Here is a 17,438-nt window from a genome sequence, read left to right as displayed (position 1 = left end):
CGGCAACATCCTCGTATGGTCAGCACTTATGGGTAAGGATGTCTGCGATCGGCACGGCCATTGCGGTCGGTAGGATCCGCGCCGGGGGGCTATCTGTCGATCACCAGGTCGCTCAGCGGCTTCGAGCAGCAGGGCAGGAAGAAGCCTGCCTCGACTTCGCGCTGGCGAATGCCGCCATTGTGCTGCATGTCGACGCTGCCGCTGACGAGCTTGGATTTGCAGGTGCCGCACAGGCCGTTGGCACAGGAGGAGGGCAGGCGGATGCCGGCCTTCTTGGCCGACGACAGCACCGTCTGCCCGTCGGCCACCTCGATGGTGCGCGACTGCTTGGCGAACTCGACCTTGAAGGCTCTCGCCTGTGGCAGGACTTCGGCTGGCGGCTCCTCGACGCCGGCACCGTCGAAGCTCTCCTCGTAATAGTTTTGGGCGGGGCTTCCCAATTCGGCGCTGAAGGAGCGGACAGCCTGCATGAAGGGCGCCGGGCCGCAACACATGATGACCCGATCCGCGAGATCCGGAATGGCCAGCGACAGGAATGCCTTGGATAACCGCCCGGTCAATCCCGGCCAGGATGGTTCGCCGGTGACCTGCTCGGGAAGCAGGATGAGCCGCAGGCCTTTCAAGCGGTTCGCCAGCACGCCGAGCTCGTCACGGAAGACGAGATCGCGGGGCGTCCTGGCCGCATGGACGAAGACCACGTCCGCGGCTTGCGCGGAGTCGGCAATGTCCCTGACGATCGACATCAACGGGGTGATGCCCGAGCCGCCCGACAGCAAGGCAAGCTTGGCCGGCGCTGTCGCCGGCCGCACGAAGGCGCCAAGCGGCCCCATGGCCTTGACCGTCATGCCGGCAACCAGATTGTCGTGCAGCCAGTTCGAGACGCGGCCGCCCTCGGTGCGCTTCACGGTGACGGTGATGGCCTTTCGCCTCGCCGGCGAGGACGACATGCTGTAGCAGCGGCTTTCAGGTAGGCCGTCGATCTCCAGTTCGAGCGACAGATGCTGGCCTGCCTCGAAATCGAAGGCCTTGCCGTCGGGTGACAGGAAGGTGAAGCTCTTCACGTCATGCGTTTCGTCATGGACATCGACGCACAGGAGCTGGTCGAATGCTTCGGCGTGCAGTGCAACGGCCATACCAGCGCCAGTCTGCAACGAGCTGTCAGTAGCCATTGGCGCGCATCCGATCGATGTACCAGGTGACGAAATTGTCGAGCTGGCCCTCGGTGAAGGGGGAGTAGGGACCGGGTTCATAGGCGGGGTCGACGACGCCCGAATAGGAACGGGCGACCAGTTGCGCGTCCTGTTCGTTGGTGGCGACCCACACGCTGGTCAGCTTGTCGAGATCGTAGTCGCGGCCCTCGACGGCGTCCTTGTGCACCAGCCACTTCGTGCGGACGAGCGTCTCGTCGGCGCTGAGGGGAATGATCATCGTGCACACGGCATGGTCGCCCATGAAATGATGCCAGCAATTATGGCCCCACAGATGCACGTCGCCGAGATCCTTGCGTGTCATCGAGCCGAGGAGCTTGGACGAGGCGGCAGTGGCGTCCGGCGTCTGGGATTCGCCGGCACCTGCGATGATAAGGCGCTGCGTACGGAAATTGGTGGCGCAGTCGACGAGTTGCTCGACGGCTGCCGAGGGATAGCCCTCGGCCTCCCAGGCCTTAGTACGCGCCTCGTAGAGGGCCTGGTGCTGCTCGGCCTCTTCCCGGTCCTCGGGGCTCAGGCTGGCCGGATCGAAGCCGAAATCGAGATCGATGAAGGAAACACAGAGCTCGGGATGATTGGACGAGCAGTGATAGCATTCCCGGTTGTTCTCGATGGTGAGCTTCCAATTGCCCTTCTCGATGATCTCGCTCTGGAAGGCGACCTTGCTGTTGGCGATATCGTAGGGTGCCAAGCGCTCCCGCATCACGGTTTCGAGCGTGCCGATGTCTTCGGGGGGATTGTCCGAGAGGCAGACATAGATCAGGCCGCCGATCGAGCGGAAATGGACCGGCTTGAGGCTCTTGCAGGTCTTGTCGAAGCCCGTGCCCATATGTGGCGCAAAGGCAAGTTCGCCATCGAGCTCATAGGTCCACTGATGATAGGGGCAGACGAGCTTGGAAACGATGGACGTGCCGCTGTCCAGCAGGCGGGCGCCGCGATGGCGGCAGACATTGTGAAGCACCCGGATCTGGCTGTCGTCGTCGCGCAGCAGGATGATGCTGGAGCTGCCGAGATCGATCACATGGGCGTCGCCCGGCTCGGGAACGTCGCACTCCAGGCCGACATAGATCCAGTGCCGGCGAAAGAACACGTCGAGATCTGCCTTGAAGACATCCTCGCGCGTGTAGAGACCGGCGGGGAGGGCATGGCCCGGCATGCGCTGGTCCAGGAGGGGAGAGATCGCAGATGAGAATGTGTTGAGCATGAGTTTTCATCACCAGATTTGGCCCCATATTGCGCGCATGAAACCGCCCTCTCAACGGCATAAATGTTTACGTTTGGCATAACTCAATGTAATGCGTATCTACGCTGCCCTTCTATGCTGCCGTGGGCTGTGAAACGCCTTTCTGGGCAAGAGTTTCCGAGAGCTATGAGCCATGGCCAATCTGCGGCGAAAGCTTCCCCCGCTCACCGCGCTCACCGCCTTCGAGGCGGTGGCGCGCCTGGGCGGCTTCACCAGGGCGGCGGCGGAACTGGGCGTTACCCAGGCGGCGATCAGCCGCCAGATCCATCTCCTGGAGGATATGTTCGGCTTTCCCCTGTTCCGGCGCCTGCACAGACGGGTCGAATTGACGGAGAAGGGAAGGCAGCTTTCGTCCACGGCCACGACGGCTTTCAATCTCATCGCCGAGACGATCTCGGATTGGTCAAAGGAGGAAGCGGAGGACGACCTCGCCATCGCGGCGACGATCGCCTTCTCCCATTTCTGGCTTCTCCCCCGCATTTCCTCGTTCTCGAAAGCCCATCCCGCCATCAGGCTGCGCATCATCACGCAGGACAATGCCGTCAAGGTCGATGGCGAGGACGTCGACCTCGCCATCCGCTTCGGAAGCGGTTTCTGGCCGGATGGGGACGCCGAATTCCTCTTTCGCGACGAGATCTTTCCCATCTGCAGCGCAGACTATGCGCAAGAGATCGGTCAGATCGAGCATCTCGCCCAGCTCACGCGCCATCCCCTGATCACCAATGACACGGCCGATCCCACCTGGACCAATTGGGCCGAGTGGTTTGCGGCGTTCTCCGTGCCGATGCCGAGCAAGGGCTCGGGCATGCATTGCAGTTTCTACACGGAAGCGATCTATGCCGCCTTGAACGGCCACGGCATCGCTCTTGGCTGGCGCCGGCTCGTCGAGGACCTGCTCGCGCAAAACCGGCTGGTCAGGCTGACGAACGAAGCGATCGTCACGCAAAATGCCTATTTCTTCATTGCACCCCGGCGCAAGGCGAGGAAGACGGCCGTCGACCTGTTCACAGACTGGTTGAGGCAGGAAGCGAACGCTCCCCAACCGCAAAGCCAGGACCGGTTCGATCAGCTCAGGCGAATTTGAATGAAGGCTGGAAGATCTCCTCGACCGGGGGATGGCGCCAGGTGCGCAGCGGATATTTGTCGATCAGCCGCTCGAACTGGGCCTGGGCTCGCCGGCGATAGTCTTCCAGATCGATGCCCGGCAGTTGCCGGTCGCGCATCACCACCCGACCGTTGATGATGGTGGTCTTGAAATCCCGGCCGGTGCCACTGAGCATCATGGTCTGGATGGGATCGATGACCGGGCCGAGCTCGAAGGCCCCGAGCTCGAACAATGTCATGTCGGCCTTGGCGCCGGCGGCAAGCCGGCCGAGATCGGGTCGCCCGAGGGCGTCGGCGGCCACCAGGGTGGCAGCATTGTAGAAATCGGCCGAAGAACAGGCGGCGACATCGGCGTCGGCGACCCGGCACAGGCTGATGCCGATGCGCATGTTCTCGACCATGTCGGGCGGAAAGGTGTCGGTGCCCAGGCCGATCGGAATGCCCTGGCGCTTGAGGCGTGCGAAGGATTCCATCGCGCCGCCATAACGCGAGAGCACCAGCGGGCAATGGATCAGGGCGGCACCGGATTGCGCCAGCAGGCCGATATCGTCGCCGGTTCGCGCCACCTTGCTGTGCCCGGTCAGGTAGACGCCATGGGGCAGCAGCGAGCGCCTGGAAAGGAAGCCGAGCGAGGCCAGCCATTCCACCGGCGTCTTGTCGTGGCGCTCGACGATCGTCTCGAACTCGTCCATCCCCTGGCAGCAATGCAGGCGGATCGGGCAGTCGAGCTCGTCGCGGATGCGGGCCGAGCGCAACAGCAATTCGGGGGTGCAATTCTCGATGCGGTCGGGCGCCAGCATGCCGCGGATCAGCCCACCATGCGCGCCGTCATAGGTGCGGACATAGTCCCTGGCCGTCTCCAGCCCCTTGAGGCCGCGTTCCTCGTCCCAGAAGGTATCGAAGCTGCCGTCCTGGCGGATGACGGTGACGCCGGTCATGTAGCAGGGGCCGAGATAGGCCCGGATGCCGATCTCGGCCGCGCTGTCGGCCGAGCGGGCGAACTCGTCATAGGTCTCGGCCCATTGCCTATAGAACATCGAGGTGATCGGCAGGGCGGTGGTGATGCCGTTGCGCACCAGCTGCGCGAAGGCATATTTCATCTTGAAGGTCTGTTCCTCGGTTGAATACATCTCGATCGGACCGGCGGCGAGATAGTCCTCCGGCCAGACGCGCCCCTTCGCCCAGTCGGGCTGGTTGTCGAAGGCGAGGATGGTGGTGTCGAGATCGCCCAGGGCGTTGAGATCGATGAAGCCCGGGCCGAGAATGGCATTGCCCCCGTCGATTTCCTCGTCGATCTCGCCCTGATAGCCGCGCCCGACGAAGACAATGGTATCACCGCGATAGACGACTTCGGCATCGACGAGCGTGCGATGCTGCTCGCCGTCGAAGCCGATCACATAGCGCGCTTTCACTCTGGTGGTGGTCATGGTTTCCGGTCCGTTCGGGATGAGATGCAAAGGAGAGTCAGGGCGTCATCGGCCCAGCCCAGCGATTGAGGCCGATCGGCGTGGCGAGCGCTTGGCGGTACATGCGCCGGTAGTGGGGTTCGAGTTCGTCGGCGGCGGATTTGCAGCGAGCCATGTAGCCGGCGAATTCGCCGGCCAGAAGTCGAGCTTCCTGTTTGAGGGCGTCCTCGTCGACGGTGACCAGGCGGCGGTTCTCGACGACGATCCGCCCGCCCACCATCACCGTGGTGACCGAGGAGCCGTTCTCGCAATAGACGAGCTGGCGCTTGAGGTCGTTGAGGGGCGTGAAGGCGAAGCTGTCGAGGTCGAGCAGGATGATGTCGGCCTGCCAGCCCGGTGCCAGCCGCCCGGTCGGGCGGGGCAGGCGCATGGCCCTGGCGCCGGCCGAGGTCAACGCCGTCAGGATCTCCAGGGGCAGGGGCCAGCGGTCGAAATCGGGGTCGGCGACATTGTGGACCAGGCCGGCGACCTTGCCGACGGTCCATAGATTAATGCCGTCATCGGTGGCCGCCTCGTCATTGCCGAGGCAGACATTGATGCCGCGCTGGCGCAGGCGCCGGAACGGCATGATGCCGCTGCCGATCTTGAGGTTGGACACCGGATTATGGGCGATCGAGCAGCCGGAATCGGCCAGGAGCGCCAGATCGTCCTCGTCGATCCAGATGGCATGGATGACCATGGCCTGCTCGTTGAGCACGCCGCTCTCATGGGCATGGCGGATCAGCGACTTGCCGTAATTGACCGCGCCGAGCACGCGCTGCAGGCGCGTTTCCAGAATGTGCATGTTGTAGGGCAGGTCGCGCTCGCGGGCGAGGGCGCCGAGTGCCGTGAAATAGGAAGGCGTGACGCGCTGGGGCGCCGAACAGGAGACGGCGCAGCGCAGTCGCCCCCTGGCGCGCCCATGCCAGCGTTCGAGGAAGCCCTCATAATGGGCGAGCAGCTCGCCGTCCGACATCAGGGGCACCGCTTCCATGCGCTCGCGCAGGTGGGGCGGCAGCAGGTCCTTCAGGAAGGGGTATTTGGCGTGCTCGACCACATTGGGCTGGTCCAGCGTCACCGTGGCCCTGATGCCGGCATCCTCATAGGCCTGCATGACATTGTCGACTTCCGTCTGCGTGACGACAGGCACGAAGAAGCAGTCGTCATGCACGGAGGTCACGCCCTGGCGCAGCATTTCCATGGCGCCGAGCATGGTGCGCACATAGGCAAAACGCGCGGAGACGACCTCGCGCATCAGCGGCGGTACTTCGTAGAGCATGAACAGCTCGAGCGGCCAGTTGTCGAGCGCCCCCTTCATGAAATTGGCGGGCGAATGGAAATGGCCGTTGACCAGACCCGGCATGGCGAGCTTGCCGGCGGCCTCGATCACCCGCACCCCGCTCGTGGTGACCTCAACCGCAAGATCCGGGGCGATCGCCTCGATGGTGTCGCCGCGGATGAGGATGTCGGCCCTCGAATACTCGCCATCGGCTTCGTCGAGCGTGAGGACGCGGGCATCCTTGATCAGGGTCAGCATGGCCTCAGTGCTCCTTGTCGGCCGGATCGGCCCGGTGCTTGACCAGCTGCAGGCGCGTCTTGGGATCGAGCGAGTCGCGCAGGGAATCGCCGAGCAGGTTGAAGGCCATCACCAGGATGGTGATGGCGAGGCCCGGGATGGCGGCGATATGCGGCGCCACGAACACGAAGCTGCGGCCTTCGCTGGTCATGATGCCCCATTCGGCGATCGGCGGCTGCACGCCGAGGCCGAGGAAGCTCAGGCCCGCGGCGGTGATCACCACGGCGCCGACGATGGTACAGCTGTAGACGACGGAGGCGGCCACCACGTTGGGCAGCATTTCCACGAACAGGATCTTGAGATCGGGTGTCGCCATGGCACGCGAAGCCTCGACATAGGCAAGGTCTCGCTCCTGGCGGGCCGCCGCATAGACGACGCGGGTGTTGTAGGGCACCAGGGTCACCACCAGGGCGATCATCATGTTGACCAGGCCCGGGCCCATCAGGGCCGCCAGCATGATGGCGAGCAGGGCCATCGGGAAGGCGAACAGCACGTCCATCAGGCGCATGATCACTTCGCCGAGCCGGGGATACCAGGCGCCGATCAGGCCGAGCGGGATCGAGATGGCCGCCCCCAGGAACACCGGGATGACGCCCGAGATCAAGGTGAGGCGCGCGCCATAGATCAGGCGCGAGAGGATGTCCCGGCCCTGCTGGTCGAGCCCCAGCAGATGGCCCGGCGTGCCAGGCGGCATCAGCCGCAACGCCGGATTGGCCTCGTTGGGCGGGAAGGGAGCGAGAAGAGGCGCGAAGATCGCCAGGAGCACCAGCACGATGATGATGCCGGCGGCGATGCGGGCGACGGGATCGCCGAGCACGCCGCGCCAGACGAAATAGAGATTGCCGCGGCGCTGCGGCGAAAGCTTGCTGGCCGGCGCCAGGGAAGGAACCGCGGTCATGGCAGCCTCACCGTTGCTTGGGATCGAGGGCGTGGACGACGACGTCCGAGACGAGGTTGCCGAGGACGAAGACGATGGCGACGGCGAGCACGCAGCCCTGGATCACCGGCACGTCGCGCTGCATGATGGCGTCGAACAGCATCAGGCCGATGCCGGGCCAGTTGAAGATGATCTCGGTGAAGATCACGCCGCCGAACAGATAGCCGATCTGCAGCCCGCCGATGCTGGCGAAGGTCGGCAGCGTGTTGCGCACGCCGTGGCGCAGCACGATCTGCCGGCGGCTGAGGCCGCGGGCGCGGGCGGCCAGGATATAGGGCTGGCCGAGAACGTCGAGCATGCGCGAACGGGTAACACGGGTGACGACGGCGATGGAGGAGGCGGCGGTGGCGACTGCCGGCAGCACCATATGATGGAGCAATTGCCCGAGACCGCCAGGATCGATCATGTTGTACATGCCGGAGATCGGGAAGAGTTTCCATTTGAAGCCGAAGAAATAGAGCAGCACGATGCCGAGCCAGAACACCGGCAGGGAAGCCAGCACCAAAGTGAGGGCTACCACCGACTTGTCGGTCAGGCTGCGGAAGCGCGGGGCCGAGATCACGCTGAGGCCGAAGCCGCAGGCCAGCACGATCACAAGGCTGCCGGCCATCAGGATGAGCGAGTTGAGGATCTTGGGCAGCAGGATCTGCACCACCGGCAATTGCTGCGAGACGGAATTGCCGATGTCGCCGTGCAGGAGATGCCACAGCCAGCGCAGATATTGCAGGATCAGCGGCTGGTCGAGGCCGAGGCGCTGGCGCAGGGCTTCGAGCTGCGCTTCGGTGGCCATGCGCCCGAGCAGCGTCAGGGCGATGTCGCCGGGAATGAGCTGGAGCGACAGGAACACCACCAGCGTCACGCCGAGCAGCACCGGGATGGCATAGAGCAGCCGGTTGCCGGCAAAGGCGAAGATGGACATGGCAAAGCCCTTCATTGGCACATCTGGCCGTCCCCACCGAGCCTTCGGATTCACGCATCTCGACCCGGCCGGATGGAACGCGGAGATCCTTCCCCGACTTCGGGGAAGGTGCCGGTGTGCAGCACCGGCGGATGGGGAGAGTGGCGCGACATGGACCAATTGGCAGTCCTGAGCGCCACGCTACCCCACCCGAGCCGGCTTTGCCGGCCCACCCTCCCCGAAGCCGGGGAGGGATCGTTGCGCTTTGCTCGTCTCGGCGTCGATGCGCGAACACCGAAACCTCGGCGGCGGCGACTGGACGAAGGTTGTTGCTACTGCTTGGTGATGCCGGTGAGGTCGAACCAGTGCTGCGGCGCCAGCACGAAGCCCTTCACCTCGGGCCTTGCCGCATAGACGGAGTCGGCCGTGTAATAGGAGGTGAAGGCCATGTCGGTGGCGATGGCGTCGCGCACCTCATGCAGCTTCTTGTCCATAGCCTCGGCCGAGGCGGAACCGCGGGCTTCCGACAGCAGCGTGTCGATCTTGGGGTTGTTGTAATAACCCGAATTGCAGCAATTGGGCGGAAGGGCGGTGGTAGCAACCATCTGGTCGAGCCAGGCGAAGGTGCTCTCGCCCCAGGAGGCCGAGGTCAGGCCGGTGCCCTCGCGCATGCCCTTCGACATCATCTCCCAGAAAGTGTTGTTGTCGAACATCTCGATGCTGGCCTTGATGCCGACCTTCTCGAAGTCGCGCTGCAGCCATTCGGCGTCACCCTTGGTGTTGACGTCGGCGCCGGCGCCGAAGGTCCAGTCCATCCTTGTGGTGAAGCCGTTGGGGTAACCGGCCTCGGCCAGCAGCTTCTTGGCGCCTTCGGGATCGTAGTTGCAGTCCTTGTAGCCGGGATCGAAGCCCGGACCGCCGGGATTGAGCACGCCGTAGGCCGGGCGCGCCAGGCCCTTGCGCTGGTACTTTGCCATGTCGTCGCGGTTGATCGCCATGCAGGCGGCCTTGCGCACGCGCACATCCTTGAAATGCTCGTCCTTGTGGTTGAGCCAGAGCACATAGATCATCGGGCTCTGGCCCGAGATGATCTGGATGCCCTGCTGCTTGAGGAAGTCGAGTGAATCGGGGGAGGGGGTGCCGATCACGTCCACCTCGCCGCCGACCAGCGCCAGTTCACGCGTGGCGACTTCGGGAATGCCCCTGAAGATGATCTGGTCGGCCTTGGGCTTGCGCGCCGGATCCCAGTAATTGTCGTTACGGGCGATGACGAGCTTCTCGCCCACCACTCGCTCCACGAATTTGAAAGGGCCGGTGCCGATGGGATGCTGCTCGATCTTGTCGTTGCCATAGGTTTCGACAGCGGTGGGACTGATCATGCGCGGCGCACCGGAACCGCCGGCGGCCATGCGGCGCAGGAATTCGGCATTGGGCTGCTTGAGATTGATCTTGAAGGTATAGTCGTCGACCACCTCATAGCCGGCGAGGTCCTGCCACATCCAGCCCATCAGGCCAGGGGAGACGGGCTGGAAATATTTGAAATTCTTGTCCGTCATGCGGTCGAGATTGAACTTCGCCGCCTGGGCGTTCCAGGGCGTGCCGTCGTGGAACTGGACGCCCTTGCGCAGGTGGAAAGTATAGCTCTTGCCGTCGGGCGAGACGTCCCAGCTCTCGGCCAGGGCCGGCACGATCTTGGGCGCGATATCGGGGCCCTTGGTAAGGTCCTCCTCGACGAAGGTCTCGAACAGATGGCGCACGACCTTGAAGGTGTTCCAGGTGCGCGAGGCATGCGGGTCGAGGCGGCTGAAATCCGATTCCACCGCGAAGGTGATGGTATTGCCGGCCGCGAACGCCTGCGGCGTCCCGAAGGCCGCAAGACCGCCGGCGACCAGTGCCGCCGCCGTCACGCCGGCGCGCAGCAGGCCCTTCCAGGATCTGTGCGGCCTCGTTCGTTCGTTGCGATGCTTTGTCGTCATGATGGTTCCCCTCGTGATTTTTGATTGTCGTTGGGATGGTGTCTGGACGTTCAGGGCCCGCTATGGCGGAAACAGGCGACCCCCCTTTCGCCGGTGAGAGCCGTCAGTGCCGGTGCCGATCGGGTGCAGGGCTCGAAGCGTTCGGCGCAGTTGCCTGCATAGATGCAGCCCGATCCCGTGAGCCCGGCCGTGCCTTCCAGATCCTCGGCCCGCTCGGCCGCCTGTTCCCAGCGCGAGTCCTTGCGCAGATGCAGCACGGTGCCTAGGAAGTCGCGGGTGAAGGGATGAAGCGGCTCGGCATAGACCTGCTGGCTGCTGCCCTCTTCGAGCACGCAGCCGCGATACATCACCATGGTGCGGTCGCAGAACTGCTTGATGATCTTCAAATCGTGGGAAACGAACAGGAAGGTGAGATCGAGCTTCTTTCTCAGCTCCGCCAGGAGGTTGAGGATCTGGGCCTGGATCGAGACGTCGAGGGCCGAGACCGGCTCGTCCAGGAACAGGAATTCCGGCTCGAGCGCCAAGGCGCGGGCGATGGCGATGCGCTGGCACTGGCCCCCGCTATATTCGTGCGGATAGCGATAGGACTGGCGCGGATCGAGGCCGACGAGTTCGAGCAGTTCGTCGACGCGCCGGTTGGCGGCCACGGTCGCGACGCCGAAATTGAGCAGGGGCCGGGCGATGTTCTCAGCCACCGTGCGCCGCGGATTGAGCGATTGCAGCGGATCCTGGAAGACGATCTGCAGCCGGCGGCGATATTGCCGCATCTGCTCGCGCGAGAGGGCGCGCAGGTCGGTGCCGCCATAGCGCACTTCGCCGCTGTCGGGCTCGATGAGACGCAGGATGATGCGCCCGAGCGTCGACTTGCCCGATCCCGAGCCGCCGACGCAGCCCAGGATCTCGCCCTTGGCGATGGTCAGGCTGACATCGTTGACCGCCTTGGTGCTGGCGGCGGGCCGACGGAACAGGCCGCCCTTGCTGACGCTGAAGGTCTTGTTGACGGACCGCACCTCGATCAGGGCAGGGCGGGTCATTGCGGCCCTCCCGCAGCGGCGAGATGGCAGCGCACCATCCGGCCCGGGCCGGCCGCACGCCACTCCGGCAGCTTCTGGTGGCACAGTCCGATCGCCTGGTCGCAGCGCGGCGCGAAGCGGCATCCGGGCGGCGGCGCCAGCAAATTGGGCGGCTCGCCCTTGATGAAGGTCATGGTGTCGGCCGGGGCATCCGGATCGGGAATGGATCGGATCAGGGCCTTGGTATAGGGATGCAGCGGCTCGGCCAGGAGCTCGTCGATCTCGCCGGCCTCCTGGACATGGCCGCCATACATCACCAGCACTCGGGTGGCGATGGCGCGGACCACGCCGATATCATGGGTGATGATGACGATCGGCAGGCCGGTTTCGCGGCTGCGCTTCTTCAGGAGCAGCAGGATCTTGGCCTGGACCCCGACATCGAGGGCGGTGGTCGGCTCGTCGGCGATGAGGAGTTCGGGCTTGCAGGCCAGCACCATGGCCAGGCCGATGCGCTGGCACATGCCGCCGCTGAGCTGGTGGGGATAGCTTGCCAGCACGCGCGGAATGTCGGGAAAGCCGACTTCCTGCAATGCCTTGGTCGCGGCGGCGCGGGCGCCCTTGCGGCCGAGGGCCGGATCGTGGCGCAGCAATGTCTCCGTGAGCTGGAATTCGATGGTGAAGGAGGGATCGAGCGAGGCGCGCGGGTTCTGGAAGATCATGCCGATGGTCTTGCCGCGAACCGTCTCCATCGCCGTCTCGTCGAGGCTGAGAAGATCGCGTCCGCCGATCTCGATCGAGCCGCCGAGATAGCGCCCGGGCGGCGAGGTGATCAGCCGGATCAGCGAGAGGGCCGTCACGGTCTTGCCCGAGCCGGATTCGCCGATGATCGCCAGGATCTCGTTGCGATGGAGATCGAAATCGACGCCATCGACCGCCACCACCATGCCTGCCGGCGTGGCAAACCCGGTCTTGAGATTGCGCACCCTGAGGACGGGGTGGTTATCGCCATCCATCGACATCTCCCTTGCAGGCGGTTCTGTCGGATACGATTCAAAGCCTCACATGTATACAATTATGTGTCAACAATGAAATTCAATCTATGGATGTATTGCATCCGAAGGGCCGAGCGCGCCGAATTCACCGACTTTCGCGCCGCGCTTCTTCCTGCCAAGCGGAGATCCCTGATCCGATCTGGCGCCAGAGGTTCGGCCGATCGCACTCATGCGCCGGACGGCGTGGGACTGTCGATGCGCATCAACGCCATTGACGCTCGTTGGAAATCACATAAAGATACAACATCGTATACAATACTAAGAACAAGATATTCCGCCGCCTGAGGAAGCCCATGCGCATCAAGCTGATCAATCCCAACACCACGGCATCGATGACCGAGGCGATGCGTGTCAGTGCCTGCGCCGTGGCTGCGCCCGGCACCGAGATCGTCGCCGCGACCTCGCGCTCGGGGGCGGCTTCGATCGAGGGCCATTTCGATGAAGCCATGAGCGTCATCGGCCTGGTCGACGAGATCCGCGACGGGCCGCCGGCCGATGCCTATGTCATCGCCTGCTTCGGCGATCCCGGCCTGCTGGCGGCGCGCGAGATCACCGACGCTCCGGTGATCGGCATCGCCGAGGCGGCCATGCATGCGGCCGCCTTCGTGGCCACCGGCTTTTCCGTGGTCACCACGCTGGAGCGCACGCGCATCATCGCCGAGCATCTGGTGCGCAATTACGGCATGCAGCATCATTGCCGCCGCGTGCGGGCGACGGAACTGCCGGTGCTCGAGCTCGAACAGCCGGGCACGCGGGCGCGCGACGTCATCCTGGCCGAATGCCTCAGAGCGCTGGAGGAGGACAAGGCCGGGGCGATCGTGCTCGGCTGCGCCGGCATGGCGGGCCTGGCCGACTATCTCGAGGACAGGCTGCAGATTCCGGTGATCGACGGCGTCTGCGCAGCGGTCAAATTCGCCGAGGCCCTGGTCGGCATGGGCCTCAAGACCTCCAAGCATGGTGATCTCGCCTACCCGCTTGCCAAGCCCTATGCCGGCAAGCTGGCCGCCTACGCGCCCGCCGGCTGGCGGGGGTCAGCCCAGCGGCCGGAAGAGCGATTTGAAGTCGATGCGGGCCGGAACGTCTGACAGGTCGACCTGGGCCTCCACGTGGCGCAGATGGTGCTCCATGTTGCGGGCGGCATCCTCGCCATCGCGCTTGGCCAGGGCATCGACGATGCGCTTGTGTTCGTCATAGGCGCAGGGAACCGCGCCGGGGGATTCATAAAGGGCGATCACCAGCGAAGAACGCGAGACGAGCTCATGCACGAAATCCTTGAGAACGTCATTGCCGGCCAGGGAGGCGAGTTCACGATGAAAGTCTCCCGAAAGCTGCAGCCGCCGGCGCTTGTCGCCCTGTTCCTGGGCCCGGGCCTCGGCTTCCACTGCGGCCCGCAGCCTGATGATCTCCGCATCGGTGATGGTCGCGGCCAGGCGGCGGATCAGGATGCACTCGATCTCGCGCCGCGCCTCGAACACCTGCCGTGCCTCCTCCACCGAGGGCCGGGCCACGATCGCACCCTTGTTGGGAATGAGCTCGACCAGCTTCTCGTGGGAGAGCTGCTGCAGGACCTTTCGGATCAGTGTGCGGCTGACGCCGAAGGCCGTGGCGAGCGCATCCTCCTGCAAGGGGGTCGCCGGACGAAGCTGATGGTTGATGATGGCCGAATAGATCTCCGAATGGATCCGCTCGTCGGCCCGTCCGCGGCGCTTGGGGGCAGCAGGCACTTGCTTGGCGAGAAGCCCGGACGATGGAGGCATGGTGTGGCCTTGCGATTTGACTCTAGGGAGGAAAACAAGTGTATTCTACATTGTATATTATCGAGTTGGAAACAACCTCTGTTGCGGCGGCCGCAGCCAAGGCGCGACGCCCTGATTGCGAGGCGGCATGACCAGCGCGCACGATGAAGCAGGCAGGGCGACGCCGTTGCCTCCGCCGGTGCTGGAAGTCCGGGGCCTGCGCATCGAATTTCCGGTGCGTACCGGTACGCTGGTCGCCATCGACAATGTCTCCTTCGATATCGCACCGGGCGAGATCCTCGGGGTGGTCGGCGAATCGGGCGCGGGCAAGTCGATGACCGGCAATGCCCTGATCGGGCTCCTGCAAGCGCCGGGGCGTATTGCGGCCGGCAGTATCCATCTGAGTGGCGAGCGCATCGACAACCTTCCTCCCCATCGTCAGCGCTTGATCCGCGGTCGTCGCATCGGCGCCATTTTCCAGGATCCGTTGACGAGCCTCGATCCGCTGTTCACCGTCGGGCGCCAGCTGACCGAAACCATCCGCACCCATTTTCCGGCCCTCGGTCGCGAGGAGGCTCGCAGCCAAGCGATCCGCCTCCTCACCGAAGTTGGAATCGCCGATCCCGTCAATCGTTTCGAGCAATATCCCCACCAGTTTTCGGGCGGCATGCGCCAGCGTATCGTGATTGCCCTGGCGCTGGCGGGGGAACCGGAGCTGATTATCGCCGACGAGCCGACGACGGCGCTCGATGTCTCGATCCAGGCCCAGATCCTCGCTTTGCTGAAGCGCCTGGCGCGGGAGAAGAACACGGCCATCATGCTGGTGACCCACGATATGGGGGTGATTGCCGAGATCGCCGACCGGGTAGCGGTGATGTATGCCGGCCGCGTGGTGGAGATCGGCCCGGTGGAGGCCGTAGTGCAGCGGCCGAGCCATCCCTATGCAGCCGGCCTGATGGCTTCGATTCCCTCGTTGGGCCGCCAGGTCGAGCGTCTGGCCCAGATCGACGGGGCGATGCCGCGCCTGGGCAACTGGCCGAAAGGCTGCGCCTTCCATCCGCGCTGCCGGCAAAACGGGCCGCGCTGCCAGGCCGAGAGTCCCCGGCTCGCCAGTGCAGGCGCCACCACGGCAGCCTGTTTCTTGCATCAAGGCGGTACGACGCTCTGACGATCGCGAGGGAATGCTGTTTCCCGCGTCGTCGAAACTCGTCTCCAACGTCGTCGTACAAGATTGTATACTCTATATAGTACAAATTTGTAGACGGCTGTTGCCGCTTATGGAATGATCGCAGTGGCCGATCCGAGGATGGGCAGGGGAATGGATCGTCTGCGGCGAACGGTGTCACCGACCGTCCGACAAGCAGCCGGTCGCTTGGTGACGAAGCGCGAGACAACAACAAAGCCGCGCCGTCGTGACCGCTGACGAAGGACCGTTTAACCGGGAGATATCCGTGAAGACCTATTTGAAGATCCTGCTGATCGCTTCGTGCGCCGTGCTGGCCACGGGAGCAGCCAGCGCCAAGACGCTGCGCTTCGCCGAAGCCCAGGAAATCAGTTCCATGGACCCGCATGCGGCGCGAGACGACTTCACGCTCAGCCTGCTCAGCAATGTCTATGAAGGATTGGTGCGCTGGAATAAAGACCTCAAGCTCGAGCCGGCTTTGGCCGAGAGCTGGGAGGCCGTTTCGGACACCGAGTGGCGGTTCCATCTGCGCAAGGGCGTCAAGTTCCACAATGGCGACCCCTTCACGGCCGATGACGTGATCTTCTCCTTCGAGCGGGCGGGCGCGCCGGGCTCACCCTTCGCCGGCCTGCTTGAGCCGATCGCCAAGATCACCAAGGTCGACGACCATACGGTGACGGTGACGCTCAAGCGCAAATATGCGCTGCTGCTCAACGATTTCGCCGGCTGGTACATCCTGGACAAGAAGTTCCAGGAATCGGTCGGTGCCACCAAGCCGATCGACCTGTCCTCCAACACCGGCGGCGCCATGACCACCCAGGGCATCGGCACCGGGCCGTTCAAGCTGGCTTCGCGCCAGCCCGATATCCGCACCGTGCTGGTCAAGAACGAGGACTGGTGGGACAAGCCCCAGCACAATCTCGACGAGATCGTCTATACACCGATCACCAATGCCGCCACCCGCGTCGCCGCCCTCTTGTCGGGAGAGGTCGACTTCATCCGCAATGCACCCCCACAGGACGTGGACCGCATCGCATCGACACCCGGCATGAAGATCATGCGCGCGCCGCATCTGCGCTCGATCTTCTTCGGCATGGACCAGCAGAGCAAGACGCTGCCGGGCAGTGGGGTCGAGGGCAATCCGCTTGCCGATGTCAGGGTGCGCAAGGCCATCTACCAGGCCATCGATATCGAGGGCATCAAGCGCAGCATCATGCGCGGCAATTCGCGCCCGACGGCCGTGCCGCTCGCGCCCGAGCTGCCCTTCTACGACGCCAGCCTGGACGTTCGCTTCCCCTATGACGTGGCGGCCGCCAAGGCCCTGCTGGCGGAAGCGGGCTATGCCAAGGGCTTTACCCTGCCGATGGATTGCCCGGCCGGCTCCTTCATCAATGACGAAAGGATCTGCCAGGCCACCGTCGGCATGCTCGCCAAGATCGGCATCAAGGTCCAGTTGACCATGCACACGCCGGTCCAGACCGATACCGAACTGCCCGCGGGCAAATATTCCTTCTACATGCTGGGCTGGGCCGGCCTGCCCTCGATCGATGCCTACAACATCATGTCGGCGACGATCCACACGCCGACCGGCGATCTCGGCACCTGGAATCCCAAGGGTTATTCCAACCCCAAGGTCGACAAGCTGATCGAGCAGATCGGTACCGAATATGATCCGGCCAAGCGCCAGGCCATGATCTCGGAAGTGGTGAAGATCCACCGCGACGAGGTCGGCAAGATCATGCTGCACCAGCAGTTCCTGACCTGGGGCATGAGCGACAAGGTCAATGCCGTGGTGCCCGCCGACGAGTATACGCGCTTCTGGTACTACACCATGAACTGAGGCGCGCGAGGGCAGGCGCCTGCCGCATCTGCTCCGGCCTTCGCTTTGCCGCATGATGTTTTTTCCGGGTCCCCCGAAACTGTCCGGCATCATGCGCAAACGGAGGGGCGGTATCTCCCACCGCCCCTCCGCAAGTTCCGAGCCGTACTGACGAGGTAGCGCCGCACCTCACCCTACCTCGCTTGGCTCTTGCGGGGAGAGGGTAGGGGTGAGGGGCAGCACAATCC

General features: G+C 64.2%; 14 protein-coding genes. 4 read left to right on the top strand and 10 right to left on the bottom strand.

Annotated features, from left to right (window positions below):
* Positions 1 to 89: 89 nt before the first annotated feature.
* Together ABXS05_RS15145 and ABXS05_RS15140 are read right to left on the bottom strand one after the other, a co-directional pair.
* Complete coding sequence (locus ABXS05_RS15145) at positions 90 to 1,133, bottom strand: FAD-binding oxidoreductase (RefSeq protein WP_367624483.1); 1,044 nt, start codon at positions 1,131 to 1,133, stop codon at positions 90 to 92.
* Between the two features lie 25 nt (positions 1,134 to 1,158).
* Positions 1,159 to 2,412, bottom strand: coding sequence for an aromatic ring-hydroxylating oxygenase subunit alpha (locus ABXS05_RS15140; protein WP_367624482.1), 1,254 nt, complete (start codon positions 2,410 to 2,412; stop codon positions 1,159 to 1,161).
* A gap of 172 nt (positions 2,413 to 2,584) precedes the next feature.
* Between ABXS05_RS15140 and ABXS05_RS15135 the strand changes: the two genes are divergently transcribed.
* Entirely contained in the window at positions 2,585 to 3,535 is a 951-nt protein-coding gene (locus ABXS05_RS15135) for a LysR substrate-binding domain-containing protein (protein ID WP_311944498.1), read from the top strand.
* Here the strand turns inward: ABXS05_RS15135 and ABXS05_RS15130 are convergent.
* The 7 genes from ABXS05_RS15130 to ABXS05_RS15100 all read right to left on the bottom strand — a co-directional run bounded on the left by ABXS05_RS15130 (position 3,522) and on the right by ABXS05_RS15100 (position 12,413).
* The gene (locus tag ABXS05_RS15130; protein ID WP_367624481.1) at positions 3,522 to 4,982 is read right to left on the bottom strand and encodes an amidohydrolase family protein; all 1,461 of its coding nucleotides are present in this window, start codon (positions 4,980 to 4,982) and stop codon (positions 3,522 to 3,524) included. The two genes, ABXS05_RS15135 and ABXS05_RS15130, sit on opposite strands and share 14 nt — an antisense overlap.
* A gap of 37 nt (positions 4,983 to 5,019) precedes the next feature.
* On the bottom strand, positions 5,020 to 6,537 hold the full coding sequence (locus ABXS05_RS15125; RefSeq protein ID WP_367624480.1) for an amidohydrolase family protein: 1,518 nt from the start codon (positions 6,535 to 6,537) through the stop codon (positions 5,020 to 5,022).
* Between the two features lie 4 nt (positions 6,538 to 6,541).
* A complete protein-coding gene (locus ABXS05_RS15120) occupies positions 6,542 to 7,474 on the bottom strand; it encodes an ABC transporter permease (RefSeq protein ID WP_367624479.1) in 933 nt (310 codons plus the stop codon).
* A 7-nt stretch (positions 7,475 to 7,481) separates the two neighbouring features.
* On the bottom strand, positions 7,482 to 8,432 hold the full coding sequence (locus tag ABXS05_RS15115; RefSeq protein WP_367624478.1) for an ABC transporter permease: 951 nt from the start codon (positions 8,430 to 8,432) through the stop codon (positions 7,482 to 7,484).
* A gap of 311 nt (positions 8,433 to 8,743) precedes the next feature.
* The gene (locus ABXS05_RS15110; RefSeq protein ID WP_367624477.1) at positions 8,744 to 10,387 is read right to left on the bottom strand and encodes an ABC transporter substrate-binding protein; all 1,644 of its coding nucleotides are present in this window, start codon (positions 10,385 to 10,387) and stop codon (positions 8,744 to 8,746) included.
* Positions 10,388 to 10,437: 50 nt separating this feature from the next.
* Positions 10,438 to 11,421, bottom strand: a complete 984-nt coding sequence (locus ABXS05_RS15105) for an ATP-binding cassette domain-containing protein (protein ID WP_367624476.1) — start codon at positions 11,419 to 11,421, stop codon at positions 10,438 to 10,440.
* Entirely contained in the window at positions 11,418 to 12,413 is a 996-nt protein-coding gene (locus tag ABXS05_RS15100; RefSeq protein WP_311944506.1) for an ABC transporter ATP-binding protein, read from the bottom strand. Before ABXS05_RS15100 ends, ABXS05_RS15105 begins: the two co-directional genes overlap by 4 nt.
* A 332-nt stretch (positions 12,414 to 12,745) precedes the next feature.
* Between ABXS05_RS15100 and ABXS05_RS15095 the strand changes: the two genes are divergently transcribed.
* Positions 12,746 to 13,537 carry an aspartate/glutamate racemase family protein gene (locus tag ABXS05_RS15095; RefSeq protein ID WP_149249866.1) on the top strand — a complete coding sequence of 264 codons (792 nt, stop codon included), beginning with the start codon at positions 12,746 to 12,748 and terminating at the stop codon, positions 13,535 to 13,537.
* On the opposite strand, the gene ABXS05_RS15090 is transcribed toward ABXS05_RS15095, so the two are convergent.
* Positions 13,484 to 14,209 carry a GntR family transcriptional regulator gene (locus ABXS05_RS15090; protein ID WP_311944507.1) on the bottom strand — a complete coding sequence of 242 codons (726 nt, stop codon included), beginning with the start codon at positions 14,207 to 14,209 and terminating at the stop codon, positions 13,484 to 13,486. The genes ABXS05_RS15095 and ABXS05_RS15090 overlap by 54 nt on opposite strands.
* A 127-nt stretch (positions 14,210 to 14,336) precedes the next feature.
* Here ABXS05_RS15090 and ABXS05_RS15085 point away from each other — a divergent pair, with 127 nt between their 5' ends.
* Together ABXS05_RS15085 and ABXS05_RS15080 are read left to right on the top strand one after the other, a co-directional pair.
* The gene (locus tag ABXS05_RS15085) at positions 14,337 to 15,356 is read left to right on the top strand and encodes an ABC transporter ATP-binding protein (RefSeq protein ID WP_311944508.1); all 1,020 of its coding nucleotides are present in this window, start codon (positions 14,337 to 14,339) and stop codon (positions 15,354 to 15,356) included.
* A 283-nt stretch (positions 15,357 to 15,639) separates the two neighbouring features.
* Positions 15,640 to 17,211 (top strand): ABC transporter substrate-binding protein, encoded by a 1,572-nt coding sequence (locus tag ABXS05_RS15080; protein WP_311944510.1) that lies wholly within the window; start codon positions 15,640 to 15,642, stop codon positions 17,209 to 17,211.
* Positions 17,212 to 17,438 lie beyond the last annotated feature (227 nt).

This window comes from Labrys neptuniae, from assembly GCF_040797145.1.
Lineage (GTDB): Bacteria > Pseudomonadota > Alphaproteobacteria > Rhizobiales > Labraceae > Labrys > Labrys neptuniae.
The sequence above is the reverse complement of the archived record's forward strand: the minus strand, read 5'-3'. Positions and strand labels throughout refer to the sequence as shown.

Excerpts from the sequence above, each read along its gene's own strand:
- ABXS05_RS15145 (WP_367624483.1), bottom strand. The coding sequence starts at position 1,133 with ATGGCCGTTGCACTGCACGCCGAAGCATTCGACCAGCTCCTGTGCGTC.
- ABXS05_RS15140 (WP_367624482.1), bottom strand. The coding sequence starts at position 2,412 with ATGCTCAACACATTCTCATCTGCGATCTCTCCCCTCCTGGACCAGCGC.
- ABXS05_RS15135 (WP_311944498.1), top strand. The coding sequence starts at position 2,585 with ATGGCCAATCTGCGGCGAAAGCTTCCCCCGCTCACCGCGCTCACCGCC.
- ABXS05_RS15130 (WP_367624481.1), bottom strand. The coding sequence starts at position 4,982 with ATGACCACCACCAGAGTGAAAGCGCGCTATGTGATCGGCTTCGACGGC.
- ABXS05_RS15125 (WP_367624480.1), bottom strand. The coding sequence starts at position 6,537 with ATGCTGACCCTGATCAAGGATGCCCGCGTCCTCACGCTCGACGAAGCC.
- ABXS05_RS15120 (WP_367624479.1), bottom strand. The coding sequence starts at position 7,474 with ATGACCGCGGTTCCTTCCCTGGCGCCGGCCAGCAAGCTTTCGCCGCAG.
- ABXS05_RS15115 (WP_367624478.1), bottom strand. The coding sequence starts at position 8,432 with ATGTCCATCTTCGCCTTTGCCGGCAACCGGCTGCTCTATGCCATCCCG.
- ABXS05_RS15110 (WP_367624477.1), bottom strand. The coding sequence starts at position 10,387 with ATGACGACAAAGCATCGCAACGAACGAACGAGGCCGCACAGATCCTGG.
- ABXS05_RS15105 (WP_367624476.1), bottom strand. The coding sequence starts at position 11,421 with ATGACCCGCCCTGCCCTGATCGAGGTGCGGTCCGTCAACAAGACCTTC.
- ABXS05_RS15100 (WP_311944506.1), bottom strand. The coding sequence starts at position 12,413 with ATGGATGGCGATAACCACCCCGTCCTCAGGGTGCGCAATCTCAAGACC.
- ABXS05_RS15095 (WP_149249866.1), top strand. The coding sequence starts at position 12,746 with ATGCGCATCAAGCTGATCAATCCCAACACCACGGCATCGATGACCGAG.
- ABXS05_RS15090 (WP_311944507.1), bottom strand. The coding sequence starts at position 14,209 with ATGCCTCCATCGTCCGGGCTTCTCGCCAAGCAAGTGCCTGCTGCCCCC.
- ABXS05_RS15085 (WP_311944508.1), top strand. The coding sequence starts at position 14,337 with ATGACCAGCGCGCACGATGAAGCAGGCAGGGCGACGCCGTTGCCTCCG.